Source organism: Geotalea daltonii FRC-32 (genome assembly GCF_000022265.1).
Lineage (GTDB): Bacteria > Desulfobacterota > Desulfuromonadia > Geobacterales > Geobacteraceae > Geotalea > Geotalea daltonii.
Map to the genome: position 1 here is coordinate 3,002,864 of NC_011979.1, position 21,270 is coordinate 3,024,133.

The window sequence follows — 21,270 nt, forward strand, 5'->3', positions numbered from 1 at the left end:
TGGAGTTCCAGGGCAAACGGGAGAGGATAAGGTCTTGGACCAGCCCCAACTGCCACTCAAAGAGAAAACTAAGGGGCAATTTAATATGAGGTGGACCCCAAGGTGGACCGTACTTGAGACTTAACACCGGAGAAATATGAAGAAACAGTTTTGTGTCTGGGATGGCGATACGCTGGTGCTTAATATTCTTGGCACTCCCAATGCCAAGCGGGATGCCATCGGCAAGGTGAAGGGGCATCAGCTTTGTGTCAGTGTGACGGCGGTTCCCCGTGCCGGGCGGGCGACCGACCATATGGTGCGGTTTCTGGCCGAAGAGTTTGGCGTCTCCGTCAGCGATATTCAGGTTGTGTCCGGGCGGATGAATGTCAACAAACAGCTGCGGATCAAGGCGCCCAAACGGCTGCCATCAGTCATCGGGCAGCAGGAGTTATGCTAGTAAGAGTTCAAGGGCTTGCAAGCTGTTCGCCGCCTTGGCGTTTAGGCAAAGATCCAGCGGCTTTCCGGTCAGTGACGGCAAGGCCGCCTGATGCACCTTTTTCAGGTAGCCCTACCTGTCATCACCACTTTCCTTGGACCCCGTCTCGATAAGCCTCTTGGTCAGTACTACCATGCCTATTTGCTGCGACCATTCCGAGATGACATTACTGACCACGGTTCCCCATTTGCTTTCCGGATCGACCTTAAGAAAGGCAACTATCCAGCCCAATCCGGTGAGGATGAGAAACAGGGTCAGCGAGTGTTCGTGCAGCAACTCCAGTAGATGGTTTTTATACTTTTTGCGGGGGTTGACCTTCCCCCCTTTACAGCGCCAGGATGCCTCCGGCCACCAGACTAAGGGAGTGGCGTCCCAGAATGGCTGATGCGAGTGTGAATATTTCCCGCCGGCCATCACTTTTTCCGTGAGTATACGCCTTCCATCATCTTCATTTCTTTGCCGCCGGTGCCGGTGCTGAACATCTGCATCGCCCAGGTGTCGTTATCGACTACCCTGGTTACCGAACGCCAATTCATTGGTCCTTGTATAGGATCGTTGTAGCTGCTTGTCTGGATAATGCTTCGTTCATCTTCCCCCAAATCCCCTTCGAAGAGGTAGATACCGGTGCCCATGGTATCCATCCAGGTGGAGACGAATTTTTTGCTGTTGTTATCATAGCCCATGAAACCGATGCCGTTGAATGGGCTTTCCATCATCTTACCCCTGAACTCCTGCTGCAGAAAGCGCCCGTCGAGAACCATCTTCTGCTCGCAGATGCCCACTGATTCCACAGGGGGCTGATCCGGCTCCATCCATGATTTTATCCGGGCATCCCAGCTTCCTTCCATCCTGGCCAGGAGTCGATGCGGGGCACCCGGCGTTGCCAGCTTCTTATAGGTTTCCATCATTGTCTGCATATCCATCCCGCCTTGTTTCGCTTCTGCGGCCATAGGAACCTCCTTGAAGAATAGCTGCCTGACATGGGGTGGGGCAGCGGTTGGACGAATGGCAGTTATATCTCTTTAACAATTCTATCGGAAATGGTCGGTATCTCAAGGAAGGTGGCAGGAGAGGGAGCAATATGTTAATGAATTAAAGGTTTTTAGTGTTAATCCCGTTGAATCCGCCTTGCTGTTGCCTTATAGTGCCAAAAGTTAATTAAGATACCCATAGAGTGGGGTTCCAATTAAATGCCCAGTTCAACTTGCGATTTTTACTGTGAGAAAATTTTTAATGGCTTGATTGATGTCCCGATTTATCCCATGTGGTGTTGACCTCCTACGCTGAAATCTTCGGCAGCACATGGTTATGTGCAGTAGTTGAGACGAAACAGCCGGGGAGTCTCATGCCGATGGCTGACCCCTCTGTTTCGCGCCCTGACCCAGAATCCACAGATTCAATATCGGAGGGCTGGATGGCAGCAGAAACTGAAACAAAATCATGCTCGATCTGTGCAGAGACAATTCACAGGAATGCACGGAAATGCAAGGTCTGCGGCTGTTATCAGACATTTTTCGCCCGTGCCATGGATGTTGCGAGTTCATCCTTCGGCGTCATTGCCGTCATTGTTTCGGTGTGCACGACGCTGTATGTGACCTTTGTTACCTATGCCTCCATTTCCGGCAGAATAAAGATGTTCTGCAGGCTGGTAGATGATAGCTCCATAGCGATTAATGCCGGCAAAACTGGCAATATTCCCGCAACCATAGAAAAGGTTACCATGCGGGTCATATCCGGAGGGAGCAGTACCGAACCTAAGGAACTTGCCAGGAAAGAGAAATCGACATTTCCGGTTGTCACACCCAGAACCTATTCCACGTACATCTACCAGAATGAAGCCAGTGATGTGCCTACGGCATTCGATCCGGGCGGGGATAGCGGATGCAAATACGAGATTACGGTGCTGTTTCGGGATCTGACCGATAATGACACGACTCTGAAGGAGACGTTGCCATGCATAAAATAATTGTCGCTCTGCTGCTGCTCTGCATAGGGACTCCTGCTGTCGCGACAGGGGAGGATCCACCTCGCCTGAAAATTACCGTTTTCAGGTATATAGGCATGAATGAGAGGGAGAACTCTTACAACGACCTTGTGATGAGACGGCTCAAAGAAAAAGTGGACGATATCAAGCGGGAGTTTGCCGATTCATCGTATATCAAGGGGCTCTTCGTCGAACGGGGCATCCGTGAACCCAGGAGTTATGAAGAATTTGTCGATCAAGCCAAGGCTCTGCAGGCATTCACCGGAGCCATGGACCAAAGCCGCCTCCATACGACTATCTACCTTTGCAAGTTGCGGGGAAGTCTTCCCAGGGAAAAGGTAACCATTTCGACGAAAATTGCCATGGCTGAATACCAGGAACTTCGAGATCTCTACAAAATGGTCACCCTCTATGCTCTTGCGATGGATGCCAAACGGCTGCACAAGACCGCCGAGGCAATCCGATTCCTGCAGAAGGCTAACAGTCTGAGCTATGGGAGAAATGTAAGCAAAGGTGACGACACTGCCATGTTGATAAGGGCCATAAAAACCGAATTGAAGAATCTCAGCGGGAAGGGGTGACCGTGATGTTGATACGTCTTGTTTTGGCTCTGATGGTTTTGCATCTCATTTCCGGCAATGCAGCTGCCGAAAAGTTTCGGCTTCTGCTCCCTCCCTTCTCCGGCGATCCGGTAGGCAAAAACGTCTCATCCTTTCTTAACATCGAGATACTGAAGTCCTTTCGGATAAACACTCTGGAAAAAGGCCGCTCAATCAGGCGTGCCACCATTAATCATAAGGATCTCGTGCTTTCGAATCATTCTAGTGCTGAAGGGGCGGGGCGGAAGACAAAATCGGATATGGTGTACTGGGGAAAGGCTTTCAAATATGGTGACGGTGTTATCGTTGAAAGTTCACTGACCATTCCTGCGGACAAGCTGCCGAAAGGTTCGTTCTGGGTAGTCAAAAGCCCAAAGGCGAAGGCACAGCTTTCTATCGACTTACCGAACCGCTACTATGAGTTCAAACCATTCCTTTTGGACAGAAAGATCTACAAAGAGTACACCGATGTCTCCCAGGCTGTCGTCTACGCCGACCGTACTTTCAGGAATCCTGTCGGAAAGGTTGGCCCGGTGTTCAGGGCCATATCCATGGAGTATGAATCCATAAAGGTGAAGTATCAGGGAAAAGAAGGGTACATCAAATACCCGGCCATATCAGAAAAACCCGAGGGCACCATTAACTTCATCAACGGGATTATCAGGGTCTTGCGTGGCGATCGGGTCCGCGGGAAACAGAGCCTGCTGAAGGTTCTAGACGCTCAAGATGTTTCCCGTGAGGTACAGGAAGATACCCGGTTGTTTCTTGGGTATCTTGCTGTCGCAACAAAGGACTATGCCCAAGGGAATAAGTATCTGCGAGAGGCTTATGACATAAACCCGTATTCTGTAACGGTTGTCAAATACTACCTGACAGGTCTTATAGCAGCTTCACTGTCACCTGATGGGACGCCAAATATAGATGTTGTCGAGCAGGTCGCCGGTTTATTGAAGCAGAACGAAAAGTTATTCGAACCGGGTGATCGGTGGCTTGCTGCATGTCAGAAGATTCTTGAGGCTGGGAAGCAATAGTTGCTCTATGCTTCCCCTTCGACGCTAGCACGTTGGAGAGGATTATCAAAAGCAAAGCTATAGGATTACCTTTAAGTCACGGGGTCGGTCTTGCCTTTGTTTATGGGTAATTAAGCAGATCGGAATACGGGAGAGAAACAGTGATGAATCTTGACAAAAATAAGCCATTCTCGATGATCCGGGATTTCCATCTTGCCGATTGGTTTACACTCGCAAACGCTGCCTGTGGCATGTCGGCTTTGTTTGCCATGATGACATACCTGCAAACGGCGAGTGTCAGGCATATCTACTTTGCTTGCGGATCGGTCCTTGCCGCTGTCGTCTTCGATGTTTTGGATGGACGAATTGCCCGCTGGCGGCAGAAGAGCTCGGCTATGGGCCGAGATCTCGATTCTCTCGCCGACATTGTCTCTTTTGGCGTAGCCCCAGCTGTGATTGCATACGGTTGTGGCATGCAGGGGCTGCATGATCGTGTTGTCCTGACCATATTCGTCGCCTGCGGAGTATCTCGTTTAGCCCGCTTCAATGTCACGGCCGAAGCGCTGTCTGAAGGCGGGGACAAGGTGAAGTATTTTGAAGGAACTCCCATTCCAACGTCGCTGTTGCTGGTCATTATGATGTGGATGGCTGCTTCGCAGGGCGCTTTGCACGAATCCCTCTGGTTCGGAGAGGTCATGCTTGCCGGATTCACACTTCACCCGATTGTCCTGTTTTTCGCGCTTTCCGGCTCACTCATGGTGAGCCGGATACGGTTCCCAAAGCTCTGACGTGCACCTCTACCCGCCCTCCGCCGTTGGCCTTGGTCGGCTGTTTGCATCACCTTTTCCGGCGATAAAACCCGTCACATCCGGGCCATGGTTGAAATGAATCTGAAGCCTTTGATGGTTCTGAGGACAGTACTTAGGACAGTACTACAAAATTTATAGGAGCAAATATTATGATCTTCTCAATTAGCTGTATTCGTGACATTGTCGGTTATCGCATTGATGTGCAGGTTAAGGCTGAGGGATCAGAAGCAATTACTCTGGTTAGTACCAGTTACGAAGGTTCTTCGTTGGCTGACGACCAATTATCTCCACCAGAAGTTCAGTATCAACGCATTTTTTCACAGGTTGGCGGATATACGCCGGGAGTGGAACGCACGGTTAAGGTAACAGCGACCACCGATGCCGGCAAACAAAAAACAGCAAGTAAAAGGTGGCAAGATTAGCCATTATTCAGGAAGTAACGCAGGGGAACAGGTATACCAATGATGGTTTATAGTTGCCCTCGCGCAATCACTCATAAGGAGATACCCATGCTGTTCACCTGCAACCACTGCGGTTTTTCCCGGGAATTCCCCGATTCTTATGCCGGCAAGTCTGGCAAATGCCCCCAATGCAAAGAGGCCGTCACTTTGCCGCCGCTTGCCGCCGCTTCAACCGATCCCGCACCAGCCGTCCAGGCAGCACCTGCGCCGGTAGCCGCCGCGACCCAGACCCAGGGGCGCTACTCATTGGCGGAATTCGTCAAGAAGTCGGCCCAGAAAGACCGCAAGGAGGGGGTCTTCGAACTGGAGAGCCCGCAGATGCTGGAGATTAACCTGAATGGCATGGTCTGGACGAAGATGGGTTCCATGGTGGCCTACAACGGTTCCATCAAGTTCACCCGCGAAGGGGTTCTGAACGGCGGCCTCGGCAACCTGTTGAAGAAATCGGTGAGCGGAGAGGGTGCCAAACTCACTAAGGCGGAGGGGAAGGGGGCGCTCTACCTTGCCGACAGCGGCAAGAAGATCTCCATCATCCATCTGCAGGGGGAATCCCTTGTGGTCAACGGCAACGACCTGCTCGCCTTTGAAAGCAGCATCAGTTCCGATGTTACCATGGTCAAATCCCTGGCAGGGGCCATGGCCGGGGGCCTTTTCAACGTTACCCTGAGCGGCAACGGTTTGATCGCCATTACTACCCATCACGACCCTCTCACCTTACAGGTCGCCCCCAACAAACCTGTCTTTACCGATCCCAACGCCACCGTGGCCTGGTCCGGCAGCCTCAAACCGGAGTTTAAGACCGACACATCGCTGAAGACCTTCATCGGTCGGGGAAGCGGCGAGTCTTTGCAGATGAAGTTTCAGGGGGTGGGCTTTGTCGTGGTGCAGCCTTTCGAGGAAGTGACCATGCAGCATGCATAGCTATGAGCCGGTTTAAGGGCGGGTGACCGGCGAACCATCAATAGGAGGTTCAATTGACAAGAAAACTTTAGGTCTGATCCAGATTCCCCGAACGTACCATTGAGCATGACCTCACGCTTCTGGAGCGGTTTCAGGAGTTCTCGGCGGAACTGTTGCGGGTTGACCTTATCGGAATATCCGCCATTGGATTTGTCGTTGCCCGAATTGTTTTTCCTGAAAAAGACTCCCGTTCTGTGGTCATTCCTCAAACTCCCAAGTGGCTATTGATCGCTGCATTGATTTCTTTAGGACTCTCAGCGGCAGCGGCGCTTGCCCACAGGTATTACTCGGCTGACAGCATGTCATGGCATCTTCAGGCCATGCGGCGGTATGAGCGAAGTGCCGAAACTGACATTGCGACAGTCAATGCCGAATTTAAAGCACGCCACAGACAGTTTACCATTTCGAAGTATTCAATAGCTTTTTCTGCTATCGCCCTCGGCCTCGGCGCAGCACTTCTCATTGCCGCAATTATCTTCTCGCTTGTCTGAAAAGAGGAGGCCCCAATCGGCCATTAAGCACATTCGCGGTTTTTACGACGAGATTTTATCTTGCACCGAGTCACAAAGAGTAGCAATTTATGGCAGATCTGAAGTTTAGAAGTGATCCCATCAAAGAGGGGACTGGTTTATGAGTGTCATTTATCTGCTGGTATCCGCTCTCTGCGTCCTAGCCCTGGCCTACCGTTACTATTCGGCCTTCATTGCCGCGAAGGTGTTGATGCTGGACGACCGCAATGTTACGCCCGCCGTTAGCTGCAATGACGGCAAGGACTATGTGCCGACCAACAAGTGGGTTGTTTTCGGCCACCATTTTGCGGCCATCGCGGGGGCCGGGCCGCTGATCGGGCCCACACTGGCAGCCCAGTATGGTTGGGGGCCCGGATTTTTCTGGATTCTGCTGGGATCTGTTTTTGCCGGCTGCGTCCACGACATGGTCATCCTCTTTGCCTCGATCCGCCATCAGGGGCAGTCCCTGTCGGTGATCGCGAAAAGGGATGTGAGCAGGCTGACCGGCATCACCACCGCCTTCGTCACCCTGTTTATCATTATCGTTGCCTTGGCCGGACTGGCCGTGGCCGTCGCCAACGCCCTTTACAACAACCCCTGGGGCGTATTCACCATCGGCATGACCATTCCCATAGCCATGGTGGTGGGGGTCTACATGTTCAAGGTCAGGCCCGGAGCGATCCTGTCGGGGACGGTCTTCGGCGTGATCGCCGTCCTTGCCGCCGTCTATTTCGGGGCGCCCCTTGCCCAATCCTCCATCGCCCCCTGGTTCACCTTCAGCAAGGAGAGCCTTTCCATCATCCTGCCGGTCTACGGTTTCTGCGCCGCGGCGCTGCCCGTATGGCTTTTGCTGGCACCGCGGGATTATCTCAGCACCTATATGAAGATCGCCGTTATCGGCGGGTTGGCACTGGGGCTTCTCCTCGTCAACCCCACCGTGCAGATGCCCTTTGTCACCCGGTTCATCAGCGGCAGCGGCCCGATCATCCCCGGCCCGGTCTGGCCTTATGTATTCATCACCATCGCCTGTGGCGCCATTTCCGGGTTCCATGCCCTGATCGGTTCCGGCACCACCCCGAAAATGCTGGAAAAGGAAACGGAGGTGCGCATGGTCTCCTACGGCGCCATGCTTACCGAAGCCTTCATCGGCCTGATGGCGCTCCTGGCTGCGGTGACACTGGTTCCCAATGATTACTTTGCCATCAACACTTCTTCGGCGGCCTTTGCCAAGCTCAACATGCCGGTGAAAAACCTCCCCGAGTTGTGCAGCCTGGTGGGGCTGGATGTTGCCCACCGTCCCGGCGGAGCCATCTCCCTGGCTGTAAGCACGGCGTACATCTTCTCCAGTATTGGTGAAGGTCTGCAGCACACCATGAAGTACTGGTTCCAGTTCATCATCATGTTCGAGGCGCTCTTCATCCTGACCACAATCGACGCGGGAACCCGGGTGGCGCGGTACATCCTGCAGGATATCCTGGGGCATCTCCATGCCCCGTTCAAACAGACCAACTGGATACCGGGTGTCATCCTGACGAGCGGTGCCGTCTCCTTTGCCTGGGGGTATATCCTCTACACCGGTGATGTATCCTCCATCTGGCCCATGTTCGGGGTAACGAACCAGACGCTGGCAGCGCTGGCGCTGGCTATCGGGACGACGATCATACTCCGTATTTCTGCCAAGAAGCATTATGCGCTTATCACGGCCCTGCCCTGTGCCTTCATCACGGTGACGACCTTTGCGGCAGGGTTCATGAACATCAAGCTCTACCTGGCCAAAGGGATGATGCTCAATACGGTTCTCAGCATCGTCATCATTGCCCTGGTGACAGTCATCATCGTGGACAATGTGCGCGTCTGGCTGACGCTCCTCAAGACGGCTAAGCCGGTCGGCATGAATGACGAGCGGGAGAAAATATACTGTCCGGTCGTTTCCCCTCACGCACCTGATGATCTGCCCCTTGCGTGAGAAAAAGGCACTATACAAGGTGCTGCCGCTTCGGCTTGGCGCTTTCAGAAAAATATTCGGCAACTCGATCGTACTGCGCAAGACACTGCCCGAGCTCAAAAATAGCCTCTTTTTCTTTTCTTGCGGGCATACTTGGCGGGCCTGAGTGCCCCCTGTCTCATTTGCTCCCTTTCCTTTTTAACTCCTACCGCTCCCTGCTTCGCCGCCGACCGAGCTTGGGAGCGGGGCGCTCTATGGCGGCCTTTTTCCGGCTGAGAGAAGAGGCTTTCGATGGAGACTTCGACTCCTTTGCCGGAGATTTCGCCTGCTTCGCCGGTATTGCCTCTCTCTTCCTGGCCTTTGATGGTCCCTTGTCCGACTTGATTTTGTTGGCGCCACTCCGTTTGACTGCATACTGGGGAAATTCCGCCAGCGTTTGGAGCGGAATGGCATACTTGAGGAGCTTCTCAATTGCCTTCAGCAGCGGTTGTTCTTCATGGCTCACCAGCGAAAGGGCTATCCCTTCTTTTCCGGCCCGGCCGGTACGGCCGATGCGATGCACATAGTCTTCCGGAACCTGGGGAAGGTCGTAGTTTACCACATGGGGCAGCTGCTCGATGTCGAGCCCGCGGGCTGCCACGTCGGTTGCTACCAACACGCGAAATTCGCCACGCCTGAATTCGGCCAGGGTGCGGTTCCGAATGGACTGGCTCTTGTTGCTGTGGATGGCGGCAGCCTTTATTCCATCATAGAGCAATTCTTCGGTCAGTTTATCTGCGCCGTAGCGGGTGCGGGCAAAGACCAGTACCTGGTTCCATTTCCCCCTGCTGATGAGAAACGAAAGCATCTCCCGCTTGCGGCTCTTTTCAACCTGATAGATCGCCTGGGTCACAGCGTCGGCAGCGATATTGCTGCGCGCTACCTCTATGCGCCGCGGCTTGTTGAGCAGTTCGTCGGCAAGCTGCTTGATGCTTTGGGAATAGGTGGCCGAAAAGAGCAGCGTCTGGCGTTTCACCGGCAGATACTCTGCCACTTTCTGGATGGCGTCGATGAATCCAAGATCGAGCATCCGGTCGGCCTCGTCAAGGACCAGGAACTTGATCCGGGAAAGGTTTACCGTCCCCCGCTCCGCATGATCCAGCAGTCGCCCGGGCGTGGCGACGACAATATCGACTCCTCGGTGCAGCCTCTCGATCTGGGCCTGAATATTTACTCCGCCATAGATCATGGTGGAGCGAAGCGACAGGCGCCGGGCGTAGTTGTTCATCTGTTCGCTGACCTGGGCAGCCAACTCGCGGGTTGGAACCAGAACCAGGGCGCGTGGCCGACGACGCTTTTCCGGGGGAATGTTTTCGCCCAGCATTTGTACGATCGGCAAGGCAAAGGCAGCTGTTTTGCCGGTGCCGGTCTGGGCGCCGGCAAGCAGGTCGCATCCCTCAAAGATAACCGGGATCGCTTGTGTTTGGATGGGGGTCGGCATGGTGTACCCCTGGCTGGCAATGGCAGTCAACAGTTCGACGCGCAGGCCGAGAGAATCAAAGGACATGTATCGTACTCCTGAATGTAAGCGTGGCAGCTTGACTGGGAAAACAAAAACCACAGGCAGAACCTGTGGTTCGAAAGTATTTCATGTATAGCACGTCATCCCCTGTGGCGACAATGTCTTTCATGGCCAGATTTATTTGGGTGGGTTTGAATTCATCCAGCCACAGTGGTATTCTTTTTTCAGATATCGAGGTGACAATGAATGGCATCATTTTCGTTTACAACGCCGACAGCGGCCTTTTCAACACCCTCACCGACATTGCCCATAAGGTGTTTTCACCAGAAACCTATTCATGCAACCTCTGCGCAATTACCTACGGCAACTTCGGCATGCGACAGGAGTGGAAGGAATTCCTGGAGACGCTGGAGATACCCATGCAGTTTCTCCACCGCGACGAGTTCCATGAGCGTTACGGGATGCAGGGACTGGCACTGCCGGCGGTGCTGTTGCAGGAAGGGGAACAGCTTCGCCTGCTTGTTTCGGCAGACGAAATTGGCCGATGTGCCGATATGGCGGATCTGAAGGGGCTGTTGCAGGAAAAATTGAAGTAGTACATGTTGATTCGAGAGAGGACAGGCTGTCTTATCTCAGGTAAGAATGCAGCCTGTCCTTTTCAATATTTGCGGCGCTAAACCGGTGCGCTCAGCATCAAACGTCAACCAGCTCCTTTTCCAACTCCTCCGTCCCCGCAACCTCCCAAAGGTTTCCTCCTCCATCTGACGGAATGCGGCGAGCTCCAAGGAAGCGGGAGAGGAAATAGGGGGTATCTACTCTGGAAATCATCACTCTCCCACCTTCGGAAGAGGCGTGAATCATCAGTTCGTTGCCGATATAGATCCCGACATGGGAAGGGAAGCCTGCATATGTACGATAAAAGAGAAGGTCACCCTTCTGCAGCTCTCCGGGTGCCACATCTTTCCCAAGTGCATACTGCTCTCGCGCCGTTCGCGGCAGCGACAGACTTTGAGATGCAAATACCTTTCTCACGAAAGCGGAGCAATCGATACCGGCATAGCTGCTTCCTCCGAAACGGTACCTGATCCCGAGGAGACCGAAAGCCTTTTGCAGCACTGCGTTTTCCTGGGGTTCCAATTCCGATACGAGATATTGTTCTTCCAAATGCAAGGGACGCTGACGGGAATCATTGTGTGAAATCTTTCTGGATGGCTGCTTCATTTTGACAGCAACAGCTTTTTTCTTGCTGGCGGCTGCTACTTTTTTCTCCTTGATGCGGGCAGCTTCACTGTTGGACACTACAACCAGAAACGAAAAAACCATGAACAGGGAGAAGAGCAGAAGCAAGCGATGACGAATCGACATGGTGCAACACCTCCATTTGTTATTCCAGCGGCCAGAACTCTTTAATCACCTCCTTGCCCGCTTTTCAATCCGCTGTAAAAAAGAAAGCCGGGTGCCGGAAATGTGATATTTCGGCAGCCCGGCTGTCTACAGGAGACCCATGGGTTTTCCGCCCCATTCTCGCGAATGGTTTAGTATTGTCGTCTATCGTGAAAATTTTTAATCTATGTGCAAGATGAATTCCCTCTTTTTCGAATTACAGATAATTTACTGAGATTACTTAATTTTTTTCCTGTCATTTTTCGACCTGAGATATCTTTGATAGACAAACAGCTACCTAATAGGTCCCATCTCTGACAAAAAATGTCACAAATGAGGAGCCATTAGAGCCATTAGAAGTGTTTTCAATCTCACATCCCTGCATGCCTGGGCTGCGCTTTTCTGCGACTCATGGCTACTGCGCCAATGGCGATGGCTCCGATACCCAGAGCAGTACGAACTGTCGGAGTCGGCATCCACTTCATGGCTGTGAGCATGGCCTTGGGCGGCTCATTCCGCTGGGGCGCCGAAGCTGCATGAGCAGGCGCCCGCTCTGCATAGGGGGCGGCACCGGAGAATGCATCTATAATCGCCGGAACAAAATCCATCAAGTCTTGCGGGCCTCTGCTGGTAATAAGGTTACCGTCGCGGACCACGGCTTGATCGAGCCAGATCGCTCCTGCATTTACCACGTCATCGCGAATACCTGGCCACGAAGTTATGGTCCGACCCCGCAGCATACCTGCCGATGCCAGTACCCATGCCCCATGACAAATGGTGGCAATGGGCTTGCCGGATACATCGAATGAATGGACGAACTCTCTTGCTTCCGCAGACTGGCGAAGCAGGTCAGGATTGATGAAGCCGCCGGGGATGAATATACCCTCATAGTTCTTGGGATCGGCCTCTTGCACAGTCATGGTTACCTGAACCTTTCCGGCAGGCTCATGCATGTTCACACCTCTGATACGACCTGGCCTGAGCGAAACTACATCTACCGTTGCCCCTGCAAGCCGGAGCGCTTTCAGGGGGACCTCCAGTTCCACCTTTTCAAAGCCATCTGCGGCAAGTAATGCGATGCGATGGCCATCAAGCCTGGTGCTTTCGATCATGGTAACCTCCTTTTGTGGGTATCACTTAAATTTTCTTTCACCATTTAAACATGTCAAGGGATCGCCAATATATCTGCCCAGCGTCAAGCATTCGCAACCACACATTCTTTAGCAGGAAGGCCCTCTTGTCAGTCCTTGCATGCATGTTAGTATTTATTTACAAAACTGTCATTATGTGGAATAAAGACAGTTCCCACCAGGCGGCCTGTAATAATCACTTTTGCGGATGGAGGTTTAAAATGGAACTTGCAGGATTAAAGCGCGCCTTCCGTAAAGCCGTCGTCGCAGCTGCTTTACTTATCACAGGTTGCGGTTCCAATGCCTCACCCCAACAAGCCACTTCAGCAGCTGTAAACATAGACCCTGCCGCACTTATTGCCACCATCACCGCCAGCCTCCAGCAGTCCACTGCAAGAGAGCTTGCCGGCTGGGAATGGAGCAGGTTCGTCAGCAGTTTCGGCTCCCTGTTGACCGGCAAGAAGTTCAATCTGCAGTTGCAAAAGGTTACCTATTCATCGACTGGCGCCAACGGATCAACCCAGACCCTGACCGGTCTGCTCATCCTGCCGGTGGGGAGCGATGGGACCAAGCCGGCAGTGCCTATTCTCATGTACCAGCACGGAACCGAGACCTTTCGTCAATTTTCCCCATCCCAGTTCCTGGCCCATCAGGATCGGCCGGCAGATTATCCTGAAGTCATGGTGGCTGCGTCCATCGCGGCCAACGGGTATGCTGTTGCCATGGCCGATTATGAGGGTATGGGGGACAATACAAGCCTTCAGCCTTACCTGGTGGGAACGCCACTGGCCACGCAAGTGATCGATATGCTGAAGGCGAGCCGGGACATTATTGCTTCCATAAATTCCACCTGCGCCTGGAATAATCAACTGTTCCTGCTTGGCTATTCCGAAGGTGGTTATGTAACCATGACCACGGCCAGGGAGCTGCAGCTGCGCCATGCCGGGGAGTTTACCATCACTGCCTCCGCTCCGCTCTCAGGCCCCTATGATGTTTCCGGTGTCATGCGCGGCGTCATGTTGTCGGATAACCCATTCAAGGCTCCTTTTTTCCTCCCGTTTGTTCTGACCGCCTATAACTATGCATATGGAGGAAGGACAGAGCTGTTCAGCCCGGCTGTGTCGATGAAGCCGCCGTTCAGTACCACCTTGCCACCGCTGTTTGCGGGCACGACCGAATCGGACAGGATTAACGAGGCAATGGGGATGAGCTACAACCCGGTGCAGCTTATCGTGCCGAAAAGTATTCTGACGCAGCAGTTCATGGATCACCTGGGTAACGTCAGCAGCCCGGTGGTAACAATTCTTGTCGAAAACGATGCATACCGCGGGTGGGCTCCCACATCGCCCATGCGCCTTATCCACCATCCTAACGATGAGTTGGTGCCTTTTGCCAATTCCCAAGTGGCTTTCAATGCTTTCAGTACTGCCGGTGCTAAAAGTGTTGTATCGCTGATGCCGGAAGCAGCTGTTGTGGATGTATCCGGCAATCCTGTACAGACAGTGCATTTTGGCGCTGCCTTCCCGGAATTGAGCGATGGCTGGAAATTCCTCGATGGTTTCAAGAAGTGACATCTTGGATAAATTTGACAAACCCCATTACGCCAGTATTATTTCCACTGACATTTCTGACCTGTTATTCGCATCCCTCCCTTCGGGAGAGGGAATTTTACTTCTAAGGAGGCACATATGAAAAAGGTTCTGTTGTTATTGGCTTTAACCATTGCCCTGACAGGCAGTGCATTCGCAGGCCAGGCTGCCCAGAACACCGGTTGCGGCCTGGGGACCTTGCTCTGGCAAAACAAGGCCGATAACTCCATCCTGTTCCAGGCATTCCAGGCTACCACGAACGGATCGTTCGGCAATCAGACCTTCGGCATTTCCTCCGGCACCTTGGACTGTCAGCAACCCTCCAAATTCGTCCAGAACGAGAAGCTCATGCACTTTGTCCAGTCCAATATGGACAATCTGGCTAAAGATATGGCCATGGGGAAAGGTGAGACCCTGGACACCTTTGCCGAAATGCTCGGTGTCGCTCCGTGGCAGCAGGCTTCCTTTAACACAAAGGTCCAGGCCAACTTCGGCAAGATATTCACTTCTGAAAAAGTTGTCCTGGCAGAGGTGATCGACAATACCATCACCGTCATGAACAACTGACCAGCCAAATCAATTGAAGCAAAGGTAGACAGCATGTTGTCTACCTTTGCTTGTCTTAGCGGATATGAATAGTGATCTTTTCTTTACCTTTCCCCCCTCTGTCGCTGCTACTTTCACTCCTCTTAAGTATTTCTGTTTGCCCCATATTCTCGGCGCAGGCCAAGGCTGAAACTGAGCCGCACATGGATAGCATATTGGTGCGGGCTGGCCAGCTCAAGCTTGACGAGGAACGAACGTGGGAGGTGCTGCTCCACTATACCAAAACCTATGGGGGAGGGTATAAAAGCAGGATCGATGATGGGAAGTTTTTCCTGGCCCCGAACGGCAGGACCGACAAAAAGGCCGAACTTGAAGCTACCGTGAAAAGCTTTTTCAAAACTGCCAAGGACGGAGAGCATACCGCTTGCCGTTTTCCGGCACGTTACGAGTGGCTCAAAGAAAAACTGTGGATTGATCCGGCACAGCTGCCGGCGTTTACCTGTTCTGAAAAGGATAAGATCTTCAAGGAAGTGGGTGCAAAATCGGCGGTGCTGGTCTTTCCCGTGGGCCATATCAACAGCCCGGCATCCATGTTCGGCCATACCCTGTTGCGCATTGACGGCAGCAGTCAAAGCAACCTTGTATCATATGCTGCGAATTATGCTGCCATTACCACCGACAGCAATGGCCTGGTCTATGCCTGGAAAGGGCTGTTCGGCCTGTACCAGGGCTTTTACTCCATAAATCCATATTACCTGAAGGTGAAGGAGTACAACGACCTTGAACACCGTGACATGTGGGAATACCGACTGAAATTATCCGAAGATGAGGTCAGGCGGATGCTGAACCACATCTGGGAGCTGCAGAATATCCATTCACCCTATTATTTCTTTGACGAGAACTGTTCTTACAATCTGCTTTTCCTCATCGAGTCGGCCCGCCCGGAACTGCACCTGACAGACAGGGCAGGTATTTTTGTCCTGCCAACCAATACCATCAATATTGCCATGGAAAAGGGACTCCTGGAGAGTGCCCGTTATCGGCCCTCCCAAGGCACGAGGATCAGAAAGATTCTCTCCCTCCTGGACCGGGCGGACCAGCAGTTGGCATTCAATATGGCCATGGGAACAAAAACCCCGGAGGTTCTGAGGGGAGTTGATCGAGCGGACGTGATAAAGATCAAGGTACTGGATCTGGCCGCCGAGTTCGTTCAGTTCAGGCTGTCGAGGGAAGAAATAGACAAGACTGCTTATTCCGGGCTGTACCTGAAGATTCTGGCGGAGAGAAGTCGCCTGGGAGCGGCTCCCGACGATTTGTACAAGCTGCGTGAGCCATCGACGCCAGAAACAGGTCATCGAACTACCAGGGTATCAGTGGGGGGAGGGATACGAAAGGGTGAGCCATACGGCGAGGTCAGGCTTCAACCGGAGTTTCACGCTCTGCTCGATCCTGACCAGGGATACCTCAGGGGGGCGCAGATCAAGTTTCTGGACACTGCTTTAAAATACAATTTTTCCACGGATAAGCTGCAGCTCAGGTACCTTCACGTCATCGACATCTTCTCCATCGCTCCCAGAGACGTCTTTTTCAAGCCAAAGTCCTGGAAGGTCAATGCCGGACTGGAAAGGGAAGCCATGGCAAGCGGAGAGGACCACCTCATTGGCCGGCTCAATACCGGCGGTGGCTACGCCTATGATTCACCATTCAACGGCATCATGTACTTGTTTGGTGAAGTAGATATCAACGGGGGTGGTGGAATCAGAGCCGGAGTTACAGTTGGTCCCGGAATCAGCATTGGCGATGTGGAACAGCTGACCGACTGGTGGAAACTTCATCTTTCAGCCAGAGGTTTCATCTATAAAGTCGGAGATGATCGCCATAGCCTCAAGTTTTCCCTCGGGCAAAACTTCCGCCTGAGCAGGAACAACAGTATCAACATCGAATGCTCCCAGGAATTCGTCAACAGTCATTCCATACCAGAAGCCTCAATATTCTGGAATCATTACTTTTGATCAGGTAAGTATGTATCCCGGTACACCGGTCTGTGCGTATACCAACCCCGATTTTCTTCATCAAGCTATACAGGGAAAGAAATTCTTTCTCCAAAATTCACTTTATCAGGTAAAAGTTAGCCTTGAAAAAGGTGTGATTGTCTGTATGATCGAGCTTTAATCAACCTCATGCGGCTCATTACCGCAGTATGCAATGGAGATGGCATGCCTATTAAAACACTTGATCTTAACTATGCGGCTTACGAGCGGAATTTTAATTACAGAATGGGCTTTGACACTGCCTACCACACTCAAAACTTCATCTATAGCAATCTGGTTAATGGGGTCTTCGTCGATCCCCCCATGGTGCAGGTGTTGACCCAGTTCCTGCAGCCGGGAGATACTTTTATGGACATCGGGAGTCATATCGGCTACTACTCCCTGCTCGCCCGGCAAGTTATAGGTGTTTCCGGACGAGTGTTCGCCTTTGAGCCGAATCCAGCTACATTCAGCGTGCTTGTTCTCAACAGCCTGTTGAACAACCTTGGTAATCTACATGCCTTCAACTGTGCTTTAGCCGACCAGCCCGGTATTGCCACCCTTCATATCAACCAATCGGACGAGGGGTTGTCATCTCTCCACAAGCCGGCTGACAGCGGGCTTTCACCAGCAGAACAAAAGAGCGTAATGGTAACGGCCATGACTCTCGATCAGCTCTATGACCTTTATTCCTTTACCCGCGTACAGGTCGTAAAAATAGACGTTGAAGGCTACGAGTGGCAAGTGATTCAAGGTGGTGCCAGGTTTTTTAAAGAGTGTGCACCGCCGTTCATTGTCTTCGAAGTAAACAATATGGACGATTCTCGCGTCAGCGACGACTTTGTCATACGCAACCACTTCCATGCCATGGGCTACCACGCCTATTTGATACGTCCCTGGCCTGCTAATGCCGATAGCGAGGAACAGTTCAGGGATAAAGCGGTGTTGCCTCTGGCCAGCAATGTGAGACTGAATATCGGCTATGGCAATATTCTGCTCAGTAAGCATGTTCTATAGCGGAATTTATAGAAGGCGGGCGCTTGTCACTGAACAGATCGGAAAAAAATGGAACCAACGATGAAAATATGGATCGATGCCGATGCCTGCCCGCGTGTCATCAAGGAGATCGTCTTCAGGGCGTCCGGGAGGTTGAAGATTGCTGTCTGCCTGGTGGCCAACAAGAGCCTGGCAAAGCATGAGACCCGCCTGGTCCGGTGTGTCGTGGTAGGGGAGGGCTTCGACGTTGCCGACGATTACATTGCCGACAATGCTGCTCCTGAAGACCTGGTAATTACGGCGGATATACCCCTTGCGGCCAGAATCGTCGCCAAAGGTGGCGTGGCCCTGGATCCACGGGGAGAGCCCTATACGGAAGACAATGTGGGGGAGCGGCTATCAATGCGCGACCTGATGGCGGAACTCCGTGCTGGAGGGCTCCTGCAGGGAGGTCCCGCCCAGTTCAGCCTGACCGATCGGCAACGATTCGCTTCGTCCTTGGATCGTCTGCTTACCCGGATGGTTCGAGGAGAGAAACCGTTGTGAGATGATTACTTGTGCGGAGGATTGTTACTACCTGGAAGGGGGATCAATGCAACTTTTAAACTATACCCTGAAAAATTTTTTTTAAACAGCCTGTTTTTTAAATTTTTCGGTGTTAAATTAAAATCAGCAGGAAGGAAGTAGAAACTGCATAAAGGAGGATAATCTTATAGACGATACTCCACCAGGCAGGTTAAATAAAAGGCAAGTTGCATAGATCCGGAGTTAATAAGAGCCGGAACAGACCTTGAAAAGGTATCCAAGATTCAGAATAAAAAGAAGCCCACCTAACGCTGGTGGGCTTTTCATTTTGTCGATCCGATATTTTACGGCAACTCCAGCGGCGGTTCTTCAAGGGCCGCCAGTTGTTCGCGCAGCTCCAGAATGTGCTCACCCCAGTAGCGTATGGTGTTGAACCATGGGAAGGTGCGGGGGAAAATGGGGTCTTGCCAGCGGCGCGCAAGCCAGGCGCTGTAATGGAGCATGCGCAGAGCACGCAGGGCGCCGATCAGCCGCAGCTCTGCCGGATTGAAGTCGCAGAACTCGTTGTATCCTTCGATAAGGGCCGCCATCTGGGCCGTCTGGCGCGGCCGCTCGCCTGAGAGCATCATCCACAGATCCTGCACCGCCGGAGCCATCCGGCTGTCGTCGAAGTCGACAAAGTGGGGCGCCCCGCCTCTCCAGAGGATATTGCCGCTGTGGCAGTCGCCATGGACGCGGATGGCACGGAAGGGCACTTCTACCATGGTCCGATCGATGGACGTCAATAATTGCTCAGTCAGGGCAGTGTAGCTGTCACGGTACTCTTCTGGAATGAATTTATTACTGAGGAAAGCCACACTGGCATGCCCAAAGCTTTGGCTATCCAGGGCGGGCCGATGCTGAAAACTGCGAATTGCGCCAATGCGATGGATTCTGCCCAGCAACCGTCCCAGGATAAGCAGGTTGTCCAGGTTATCGAACTCAGGTGCATGGCCTCCCTGGCGCGGATACAGGGCGAAGCGAAAGCCGTCGTAGTGGAAGAGGCTTTCACCGCCAGTATTTGTATATGGGGCGACTACCGGCAGTTCATGTTCGGCCAGTTCGAAACAGAAGGTGTGCTCTTCGATGATCTGGCTGTCGCTCCAGCGGCCGGGGCGGTAGAACTTGGCAATTATGGGCTCGCCGTCTTCGATCCCCACCTGGTAAACACGGTTCTCGTAGCTGTTCAGGGCCAGGGTGCGGCAATCGCAGCGATAGCCCTGGCTTTCGACGGCGTCCATTATGAAGGTGGGGGTGAGGGTGTGAAACGGGTGTGGGCTTGCAGTCATTGGTTCTCGCTCCAAGCGTTTAATGGTCCGGATGAGCCACCATACCATCATTTTCCGCCGGAACCAAGGGGAAGCGCCGTCATGTTTGCCAACATACGTTCATACTGGAGAAGAAGTACCGCCCATTTGCCTGGTTCCTTTGGGTCACCGGGATTGTTAATTTGTTTTTATTTAATATAATAATATCGCTCCCCGGTGATCAATTTGCATGGACAGGGGGAATGATGTCCAGGTTACGGTATGCTGGCATGTCAGCACTGTGGATTACGGCAGTGGCAATTTTTTTTGGTGCCATCTGCGTCTGCCCGTCTGTCTCTGCCGGCGGATCGTCAACCGGTAACTCTCCACCGGCAGGGGGTCCTGTTGCGGGTATGCCTGATTGGTTGACCGATGGCAATATACTCTTCACGCTGCTTCTTGGTGCAACCCTTTTCTCCTATAGCCTGATAATTGCTGCAATCATAGCAGGTCTGCTCCTTTATCTCCTCATCTTCTATTTTCTTCACAGGGCGGAAAAGTACGGCTGGATCTTCTCCGATCGGCGGATGGTCGACCGGCTTGTTGCTCCAGCCCGTGTCATGCTGCCGTTGTTATGCGTCATCATCATATCTCCCTATCTGATGTTCCAGGTCAAAATAAATGAGTTTCTCCAGCATCTGTTCGAGATCTCACTGATCGCCTCCTGTACCTGGCTGCTCATGAGCCTGGTTCTGGGACTTCAGGATGTCATTCTCAGCAGGTATGATCTGATGGTGCATGACAACCTGAAGGCCCGAGTCGTTCATACCCAGGTGAACGTTCTAGTCAAGATTGTACTTGTTGTCTTTCTCATTCTGGCTTTTGCCTTGGCACTGACCACTTTCGAGCAGATCAGGCGCATTGGTATCAGCATCCTTGCCTCCGCGGGCATTATCGGTGTGATTGCCGGCATCGGGGCACAGAGATCCATAGCCCACATTTTCGCCGGAATCCAGATAGCGTTATCCCAGCCGATCCGGATAGACGATGTGGTCATTGTCGAGGGGGAATGGGGAATAATTGAAGAAATCACCCTTACCTATGTGGTGGTAAGGATCTGGGACTTGCGGCACCTGGTTGTGCCCATCACCTATTTTCTCGAAAAACCTTTTCAGAACTGGACGCGTGCCACCGCTCAATTGCTGGGAACTGTCCTGATTTATGCCGATTATACGGTACCGGTAGAAGAACTCCGGGCAGAGCTGAAACATATCCTCGACAAGACGCCGAAATGGAACGGACAAGCATGGGCGCTGCATGTAACCGATGCTAAAGAGCGCTCACTTGAACTGCGGGCTTTGGTCAGCGCCGACAACGCAGGAAACCTCTGGGAGCTGCGCTGCCATGTGCGCGAAAAGCTGGTTGAGTTCATGACGAAAAAACACCCGAAAAGTCTGCCTCGTTTCAGGGCAGACTTGGGGAGCTAGCGCCAAGGTTGTGGAATTGAGGTGACTTGTAATGCACAGGTGCTG

At 52.6% G+C, this 21,270-nt stretch carries 22 protein-coding genes and 1 riboswitch; of the genes, 16 read left to right on the top strand and 6 right to left on the bottom strand.

The window, feature by feature from the left end:
• The first annotated feature begins 136 nt into the window (after positions 1-136).
• The gene (locus tag GEOB_RS13570; RefSeq protein ID WP_012647814.1) at positions 137-436 is read left to right on the top strand and encodes a DUF167 domain-containing protein; all 300 of its coding nucleotides are present in this window, start codon (positions 137-139) and stop codon (positions 434-436) included.
• 111 nt (positions 437-547) lie between these two features.
• On the opposite strand, the gene GEOB_RS13575 is transcribed toward GEOB_RS13570, so the two are convergent.
• Positions 548-889 (bottom strand): hypothetical protein, encoded by a 342-nt coding sequence (locus GEOB_RS13575; protein ID WP_012647815.1) that lies wholly within the window; start codon positions 887-889, stop codon positions 548-550.
• Positions 889-1,425 carry a DUF1579 domain-containing protein gene (locus GEOB_RS13580; RefSeq protein WP_012647816.1) on the bottom strand — a complete coding sequence of 179 codons (537 nt, stop codon included), beginning with the start codon at positions 1,423-1,425 and terminating at the stop codon, positions 889-891. Before GEOB_RS13580 ends, GEOB_RS13575 begins: the two co-directional genes overlap by 1 nt.
• A 464-nt stretch (positions 1,426-1,889) precedes the next feature.
• On the opposite strand from GEOB_RS13580, the gene GEOB_RS13585 reads away from it, so the two are divergent.
• The 8 genes from GEOB_RS13585 to GEOB_RS13620 all read left to right on the top strand — a co-directional run bounded on the left by GEOB_RS13585 (position 1,890) and on the right by GEOB_RS13620 (position 8,773).
• Complete coding sequence (locus GEOB_RS13585; RefSeq protein ID WP_012647817.1) at positions 1,890-2,441, top strand: hypothetical protein; 552 nt, start codon at positions 1,890-1,892, stop codon at positions 2,439-2,441.
• Positions 2,429-3,040 (top strand): hypothetical protein, encoded by a 612-nt coding sequence (locus GEOB_RS13590; protein ID WP_012647818.1) that lies wholly within the window; start codon positions 2,429-2,431, stop codon positions 3,038-3,040. Before GEOB_RS13585 ends, GEOB_RS13590 begins: the two co-directional genes overlap by 13 nt.
• A 5-nt stretch (positions 3,041-3,045) precedes the next feature.
• Positions 3,046-4,089 carry a hypothetical protein gene (locus GEOB_RS13595; RefSeq protein WP_012647819.1) on the top strand — a complete coding sequence of 348 codons (1,044 nt, stop codon included), beginning with the start codon at positions 3,046-3,048 and terminating at the stop codon, positions 4,087-4,089.
• A gap of 143 nt (positions 4,090-4,232) precedes the next feature.
• On the top strand, positions 4,233-4,856 hold the full coding sequence (gene pssA / locus GEOB_RS13600) for a CDP-diacylglycerol--serine O-phosphatidyltransferase (protein WP_012647820.1): 624 nt from the start codon (positions 4,233-4,235) through the stop codon (positions 4,854-4,856).
• Positions 4,857-5,026: 170 nt separating this feature from the next.
• Entirely contained in the window at positions 5,027-5,299 is a 273-nt protein-coding gene (locus GEOB_RS13605) for a hypothetical protein (RefSeq protein ID WP_012647821.1), read from the top strand.
• A gap of 87 nt (positions 5,300-5,386) precedes the next feature.
• Positions 5,387-6,259, top strand: a complete 873-nt coding sequence (locus tag GEOB_RS13610) for an AIM24 family protein (RefSeq protein WP_083767152.1) — start codon at positions 5,387-5,389, stop codon at positions 6,257-6,259.
• Positions 6,260-6,411: 152 nt separating this feature from the next.
• The gene (locus GEOB_RS13615; RefSeq protein WP_041267152.1) at positions 6,412-6,789 is read left to right on the top strand and encodes a hypothetical protein; all 378 of its coding nucleotides are present in this window, start codon (positions 6,412-6,414) and stop codon (positions 6,787-6,789) included.
• A 139-nt stretch (positions 6,790-6,928) separates the two neighbouring features.
• Positions 6,929-8,773 (top strand): carbon starvation CstA family protein, encoded by a 1,845-nt coding sequence (locus GEOB_RS13620; protein ID WP_012647823.1) that lies wholly within the window; start codon positions 6,929-6,931, stop codon positions 8,771-8,773.
• Between the two features lie 184 nt (positions 8,774-8,957).
• Here the strand turns inward: GEOB_RS13620 and GEOB_RS13625 are convergent, their stop codons facing one another.
• Entirely contained in the window at positions 8,958-10,298 is a 1,341-nt protein-coding gene (locus tag GEOB_RS13625; protein WP_012647824.1) for a DEAD/DEAH box helicase, read from the bottom strand.
• A 197-nt stretch (positions 10,299-10,495) separates the two neighbouring features.
• Between GEOB_RS13625 and GEOB_RS13630 the strand changes: the two genes are divergently transcribed.
• Positions 10,496-10,849: a hypothetical protein gene (locus tag GEOB_RS13630; protein WP_012647825.1), complete on the top strand. Its 354-nt coding sequence runs from the start codon at positions 10,496-10,498 to the stop codon at positions 10,847-10,849.
• Positions 10,850-10,946: 97 nt separating this feature from the next.
• Here GEOB_RS13630 and GEOB_RS13635 read toward each other — a convergent pair whose 3' ends face one another.
• Positions 10,947-11,618: a C40 family peptidase gene (locus tag GEOB_RS13635; protein WP_012647826.1), complete on the bottom strand. Its 672-nt coding sequence runs from the start codon at positions 11,616-11,618 to the stop codon at positions 10,947-10,949.
• Between the two features lie 109 nt (positions 11,619-11,727).
• Positions 11,728-11,803, bottom strand: a riboswitch (cyclic di-GMP riboswitch).
• Positions 11,804-12,007: 204 nt separating this feature from the next.
• Entirely contained in the window at positions 12,008-12,748 is a 741-nt protein-coding gene (locus tag GEOB_RS13640; protein ID WP_012647827.1) for a type 1 glutamine amidotransferase domain-containing protein, read from the bottom strand.
• 239 nt (positions 12,749-12,987) lie between these two features.
• On the opposite strand from GEOB_RS13640, the gene GEOB_RS13645 reads away from it, so the two are divergent.
• The 5 genes from GEOB_RS13645 (at position 12,988) to GEOB_RS13665 (ending at position 18,473) form a co-directional block, all read left to right on the top strand.
• Positions 12,988-14,337, top strand: coding sequence for an alpha/beta hydrolase family protein (locus GEOB_RS13645; protein ID WP_012647828.1), 1,350 nt, complete (start codon positions 12,988-12,990; stop codon positions 14,335-14,337).
• 117 nt (positions 14,338-14,454) lie between these two features.
• Complete coding sequence (locus GEOB_RS13650; RefSeq protein WP_012647829.1) at positions 14,455-14,922, top strand: DUF3015 family protein; 468 nt, start codon at positions 14,455-14,457, stop codon at positions 14,920-14,922.
• A 182-nt stretch (positions 14,923-15,104) separates the two neighbouring features.
• Positions 15,105-16,913, top strand: a complete 1,809-nt coding sequence (locus tag GEOB_RS13655) for an Lnb N-terminal periplasmic domain-containing protein (RefSeq protein ID WP_012647830.1) — start codon at positions 15,105-15,107, stop codon at positions 16,911-16,913.
• A 204-nt stretch (positions 16,914-17,117) separates the two neighbouring features.
• Positions 17,118-17,948, top strand: a complete 831-nt coding sequence (locus GEOB_RS13660; RefSeq protein WP_012647832.1) for an FkbM family methyltransferase — start codon at positions 17,118-17,120, stop codon at positions 17,946-17,948.
• A 60-nt stretch (positions 17,949-18,008) separates the two neighbouring features.
• A complete protein-coding gene (locus tag GEOB_RS13665; protein WP_041267153.1) occupies positions 18,009-18,473 on the top strand; it encodes a YaiI/YqxD family protein in 465 nt (154 codons plus the stop codon).
• A 323-nt stretch (positions 18,474-18,796) separates the two neighbouring features.
• Here GEOB_RS13665 and GEOB_RS13670 read toward each other — a convergent pair whose 3' ends face one another.
• Positions 18,797-19,780: a serine/threonine protein kinase gene (locus tag GEOB_RS13670; protein WP_012647834.1), complete on the bottom strand. Its 984-nt coding sequence runs from the start codon at positions 19,778-19,780 to the stop codon at positions 18,797-18,799.
• Positions 19,781-20,151: 371 nt separating this feature from the next.
• Between GEOB_RS13670 and GEOB_RS13675 the strand changes: the two genes are divergently transcribed.
• A complete protein-coding gene (locus tag GEOB_RS13675) occupies positions 20,152-21,225 on the top strand; it encodes a mechanosensitive ion channel family protein (protein ID WP_195892550.1) in 1,074 nt (357 codons plus the stop codon).
• Positions 21,226-21,270 lie beyond the last annotated feature (45 nt).

Coding starts and splice junctions, on each gene's coding strand:
- GEOB_RS13675 (WP_195892550.1), top strand. CDS start 20,152: ATGCCTGATTGGTTGACCGATGGCAATATACTCTTCACGCTGCTTCTT.
- pssA (WP_012647820.1), top strand. CDS start 4,233: ATGAATCTTGACAAAAATAAGCCATTCTCGATGATCCGGGATTTCCAT.
- GEOB_RS13645 (WP_012647828.1), top strand. CDS start 12,988: ATGGAACTTGCAGGATTAAAGCGCGCCTTCCGTAAAGCCGTCGTCGCA.
- GEOB_RS13660 (WP_012647832.1), top strand. CDS start 17,118: ATGCCTATTAAAACACTTGATCTTAACTATGCGGCTTACGAGCGGAAT.
- GEOB_RS13640 (WP_012647827.1), bottom strand. CDS start 12,748: ATGATCGAAAGCACCAGGCTTGATGGCCATCGCATCGCATTACTTGCC.
- GEOB_RS13605 (WP_012647821.1), top strand. CDS start 5,027: ATGATCTTCTCAATTAGCTGTATTCGTGACATTGTCGGTTATCGCATT.
- GEOB_RS13585 (WP_012647817.1), top strand. CDS start 1,890: ATGGCAGCAGAAACTGAAACAAAATCATGCTCGATCTGTGCAGAGACA.
- GEOB_RS13580 (WP_012647816.1), bottom strand. CDS start 1,425: ATGGCCGCAGAAGCGAAACAAGGCGGGATGGATATGCAGACAATGATG.
- GEOB_RS13570 (WP_012647814.1), top strand. CDS start 137: ATGAAGAAACAGTTTTGTGTCTGGGATGGCGATACGCTGGTGCTTAAT.
- GEOB_RS13590 (WP_012647818.1), top strand. CDS start 2,429: ATGCATAAAATAATTGTCGCTCTGCTGCTGCTCTGCATAGGGACTCCT.
- GEOB_RS13670 (WP_012647834.1), bottom strand. CDS start 19,780: ATGACTGCAAGCCCACACCCGTTTCACACCCTCACCCCCACCTTCATA.
- GEOB_RS13635 (WP_012647826.1), bottom strand. CDS start 11,618: ATGTCGATTCGTCATCGCTTGCTTCTGCTCTTCTCCCTGTTCATGGTT.
- GEOB_RS13650 (WP_012647829.1), top strand. CDS start 14,455: ATGAAAAAGGTTCTGTTGTTATTGGCTTTAACCATTGCCCTGACAGGC.
- GEOB_RS13655 (WP_012647830.1), top strand. CDS start 15,105: ATGGATAGCATATTGGTGCGGGCTGGCCAGCTCAAGCTTGACGAGGAA.
- GEOB_RS13610 (WP_083767152.1), top strand. CDS start 5,387: ATGCTGTTCACCTGCAACCACTGCGGTTTTTCCCGGGAATTCCCCGAT.
- GEOB_RS13625 (WP_012647824.1), bottom strand. CDS start 10,298: ATGTCCTTTGATTCTCTCGGCCTGCGCGTCGAACTGTTGACTGCCATT.
- GEOB_RS13595 (WP_012647819.1), top strand. CDS start 3,046: ATGTTGATACGTCTTGTTTTGGCTCTGATGGTTTTGCATCTCATTTCC.
- GEOB_RS13630 (WP_012647825.1), top strand. CDS start 10,496: ATGAATGGCATCATTTTCGTTTACAACGCCGACAGCGGCCTTTTCAAC.
- GEOB_RS13665 (WP_041267153.1), top strand. CDS start 18,009: ATGAAAATATGGATCGATGCCGATGCCTGCCCGCGTGTCATCAAGGAG.
- GEOB_RS13620 (WP_012647823.1), top strand. CDS start 6,929: ATGAGTGTCATTTATCTGCTGGTATCCGCTCTCTGCGTCCTAGCCCTG.
- GEOB_RS13575 (WP_012647815.1), bottom strand. CDS start 889: ATGGCCGGCGGGAAATATTCACACTCGCATCAGCCATTCTGGGACGCC.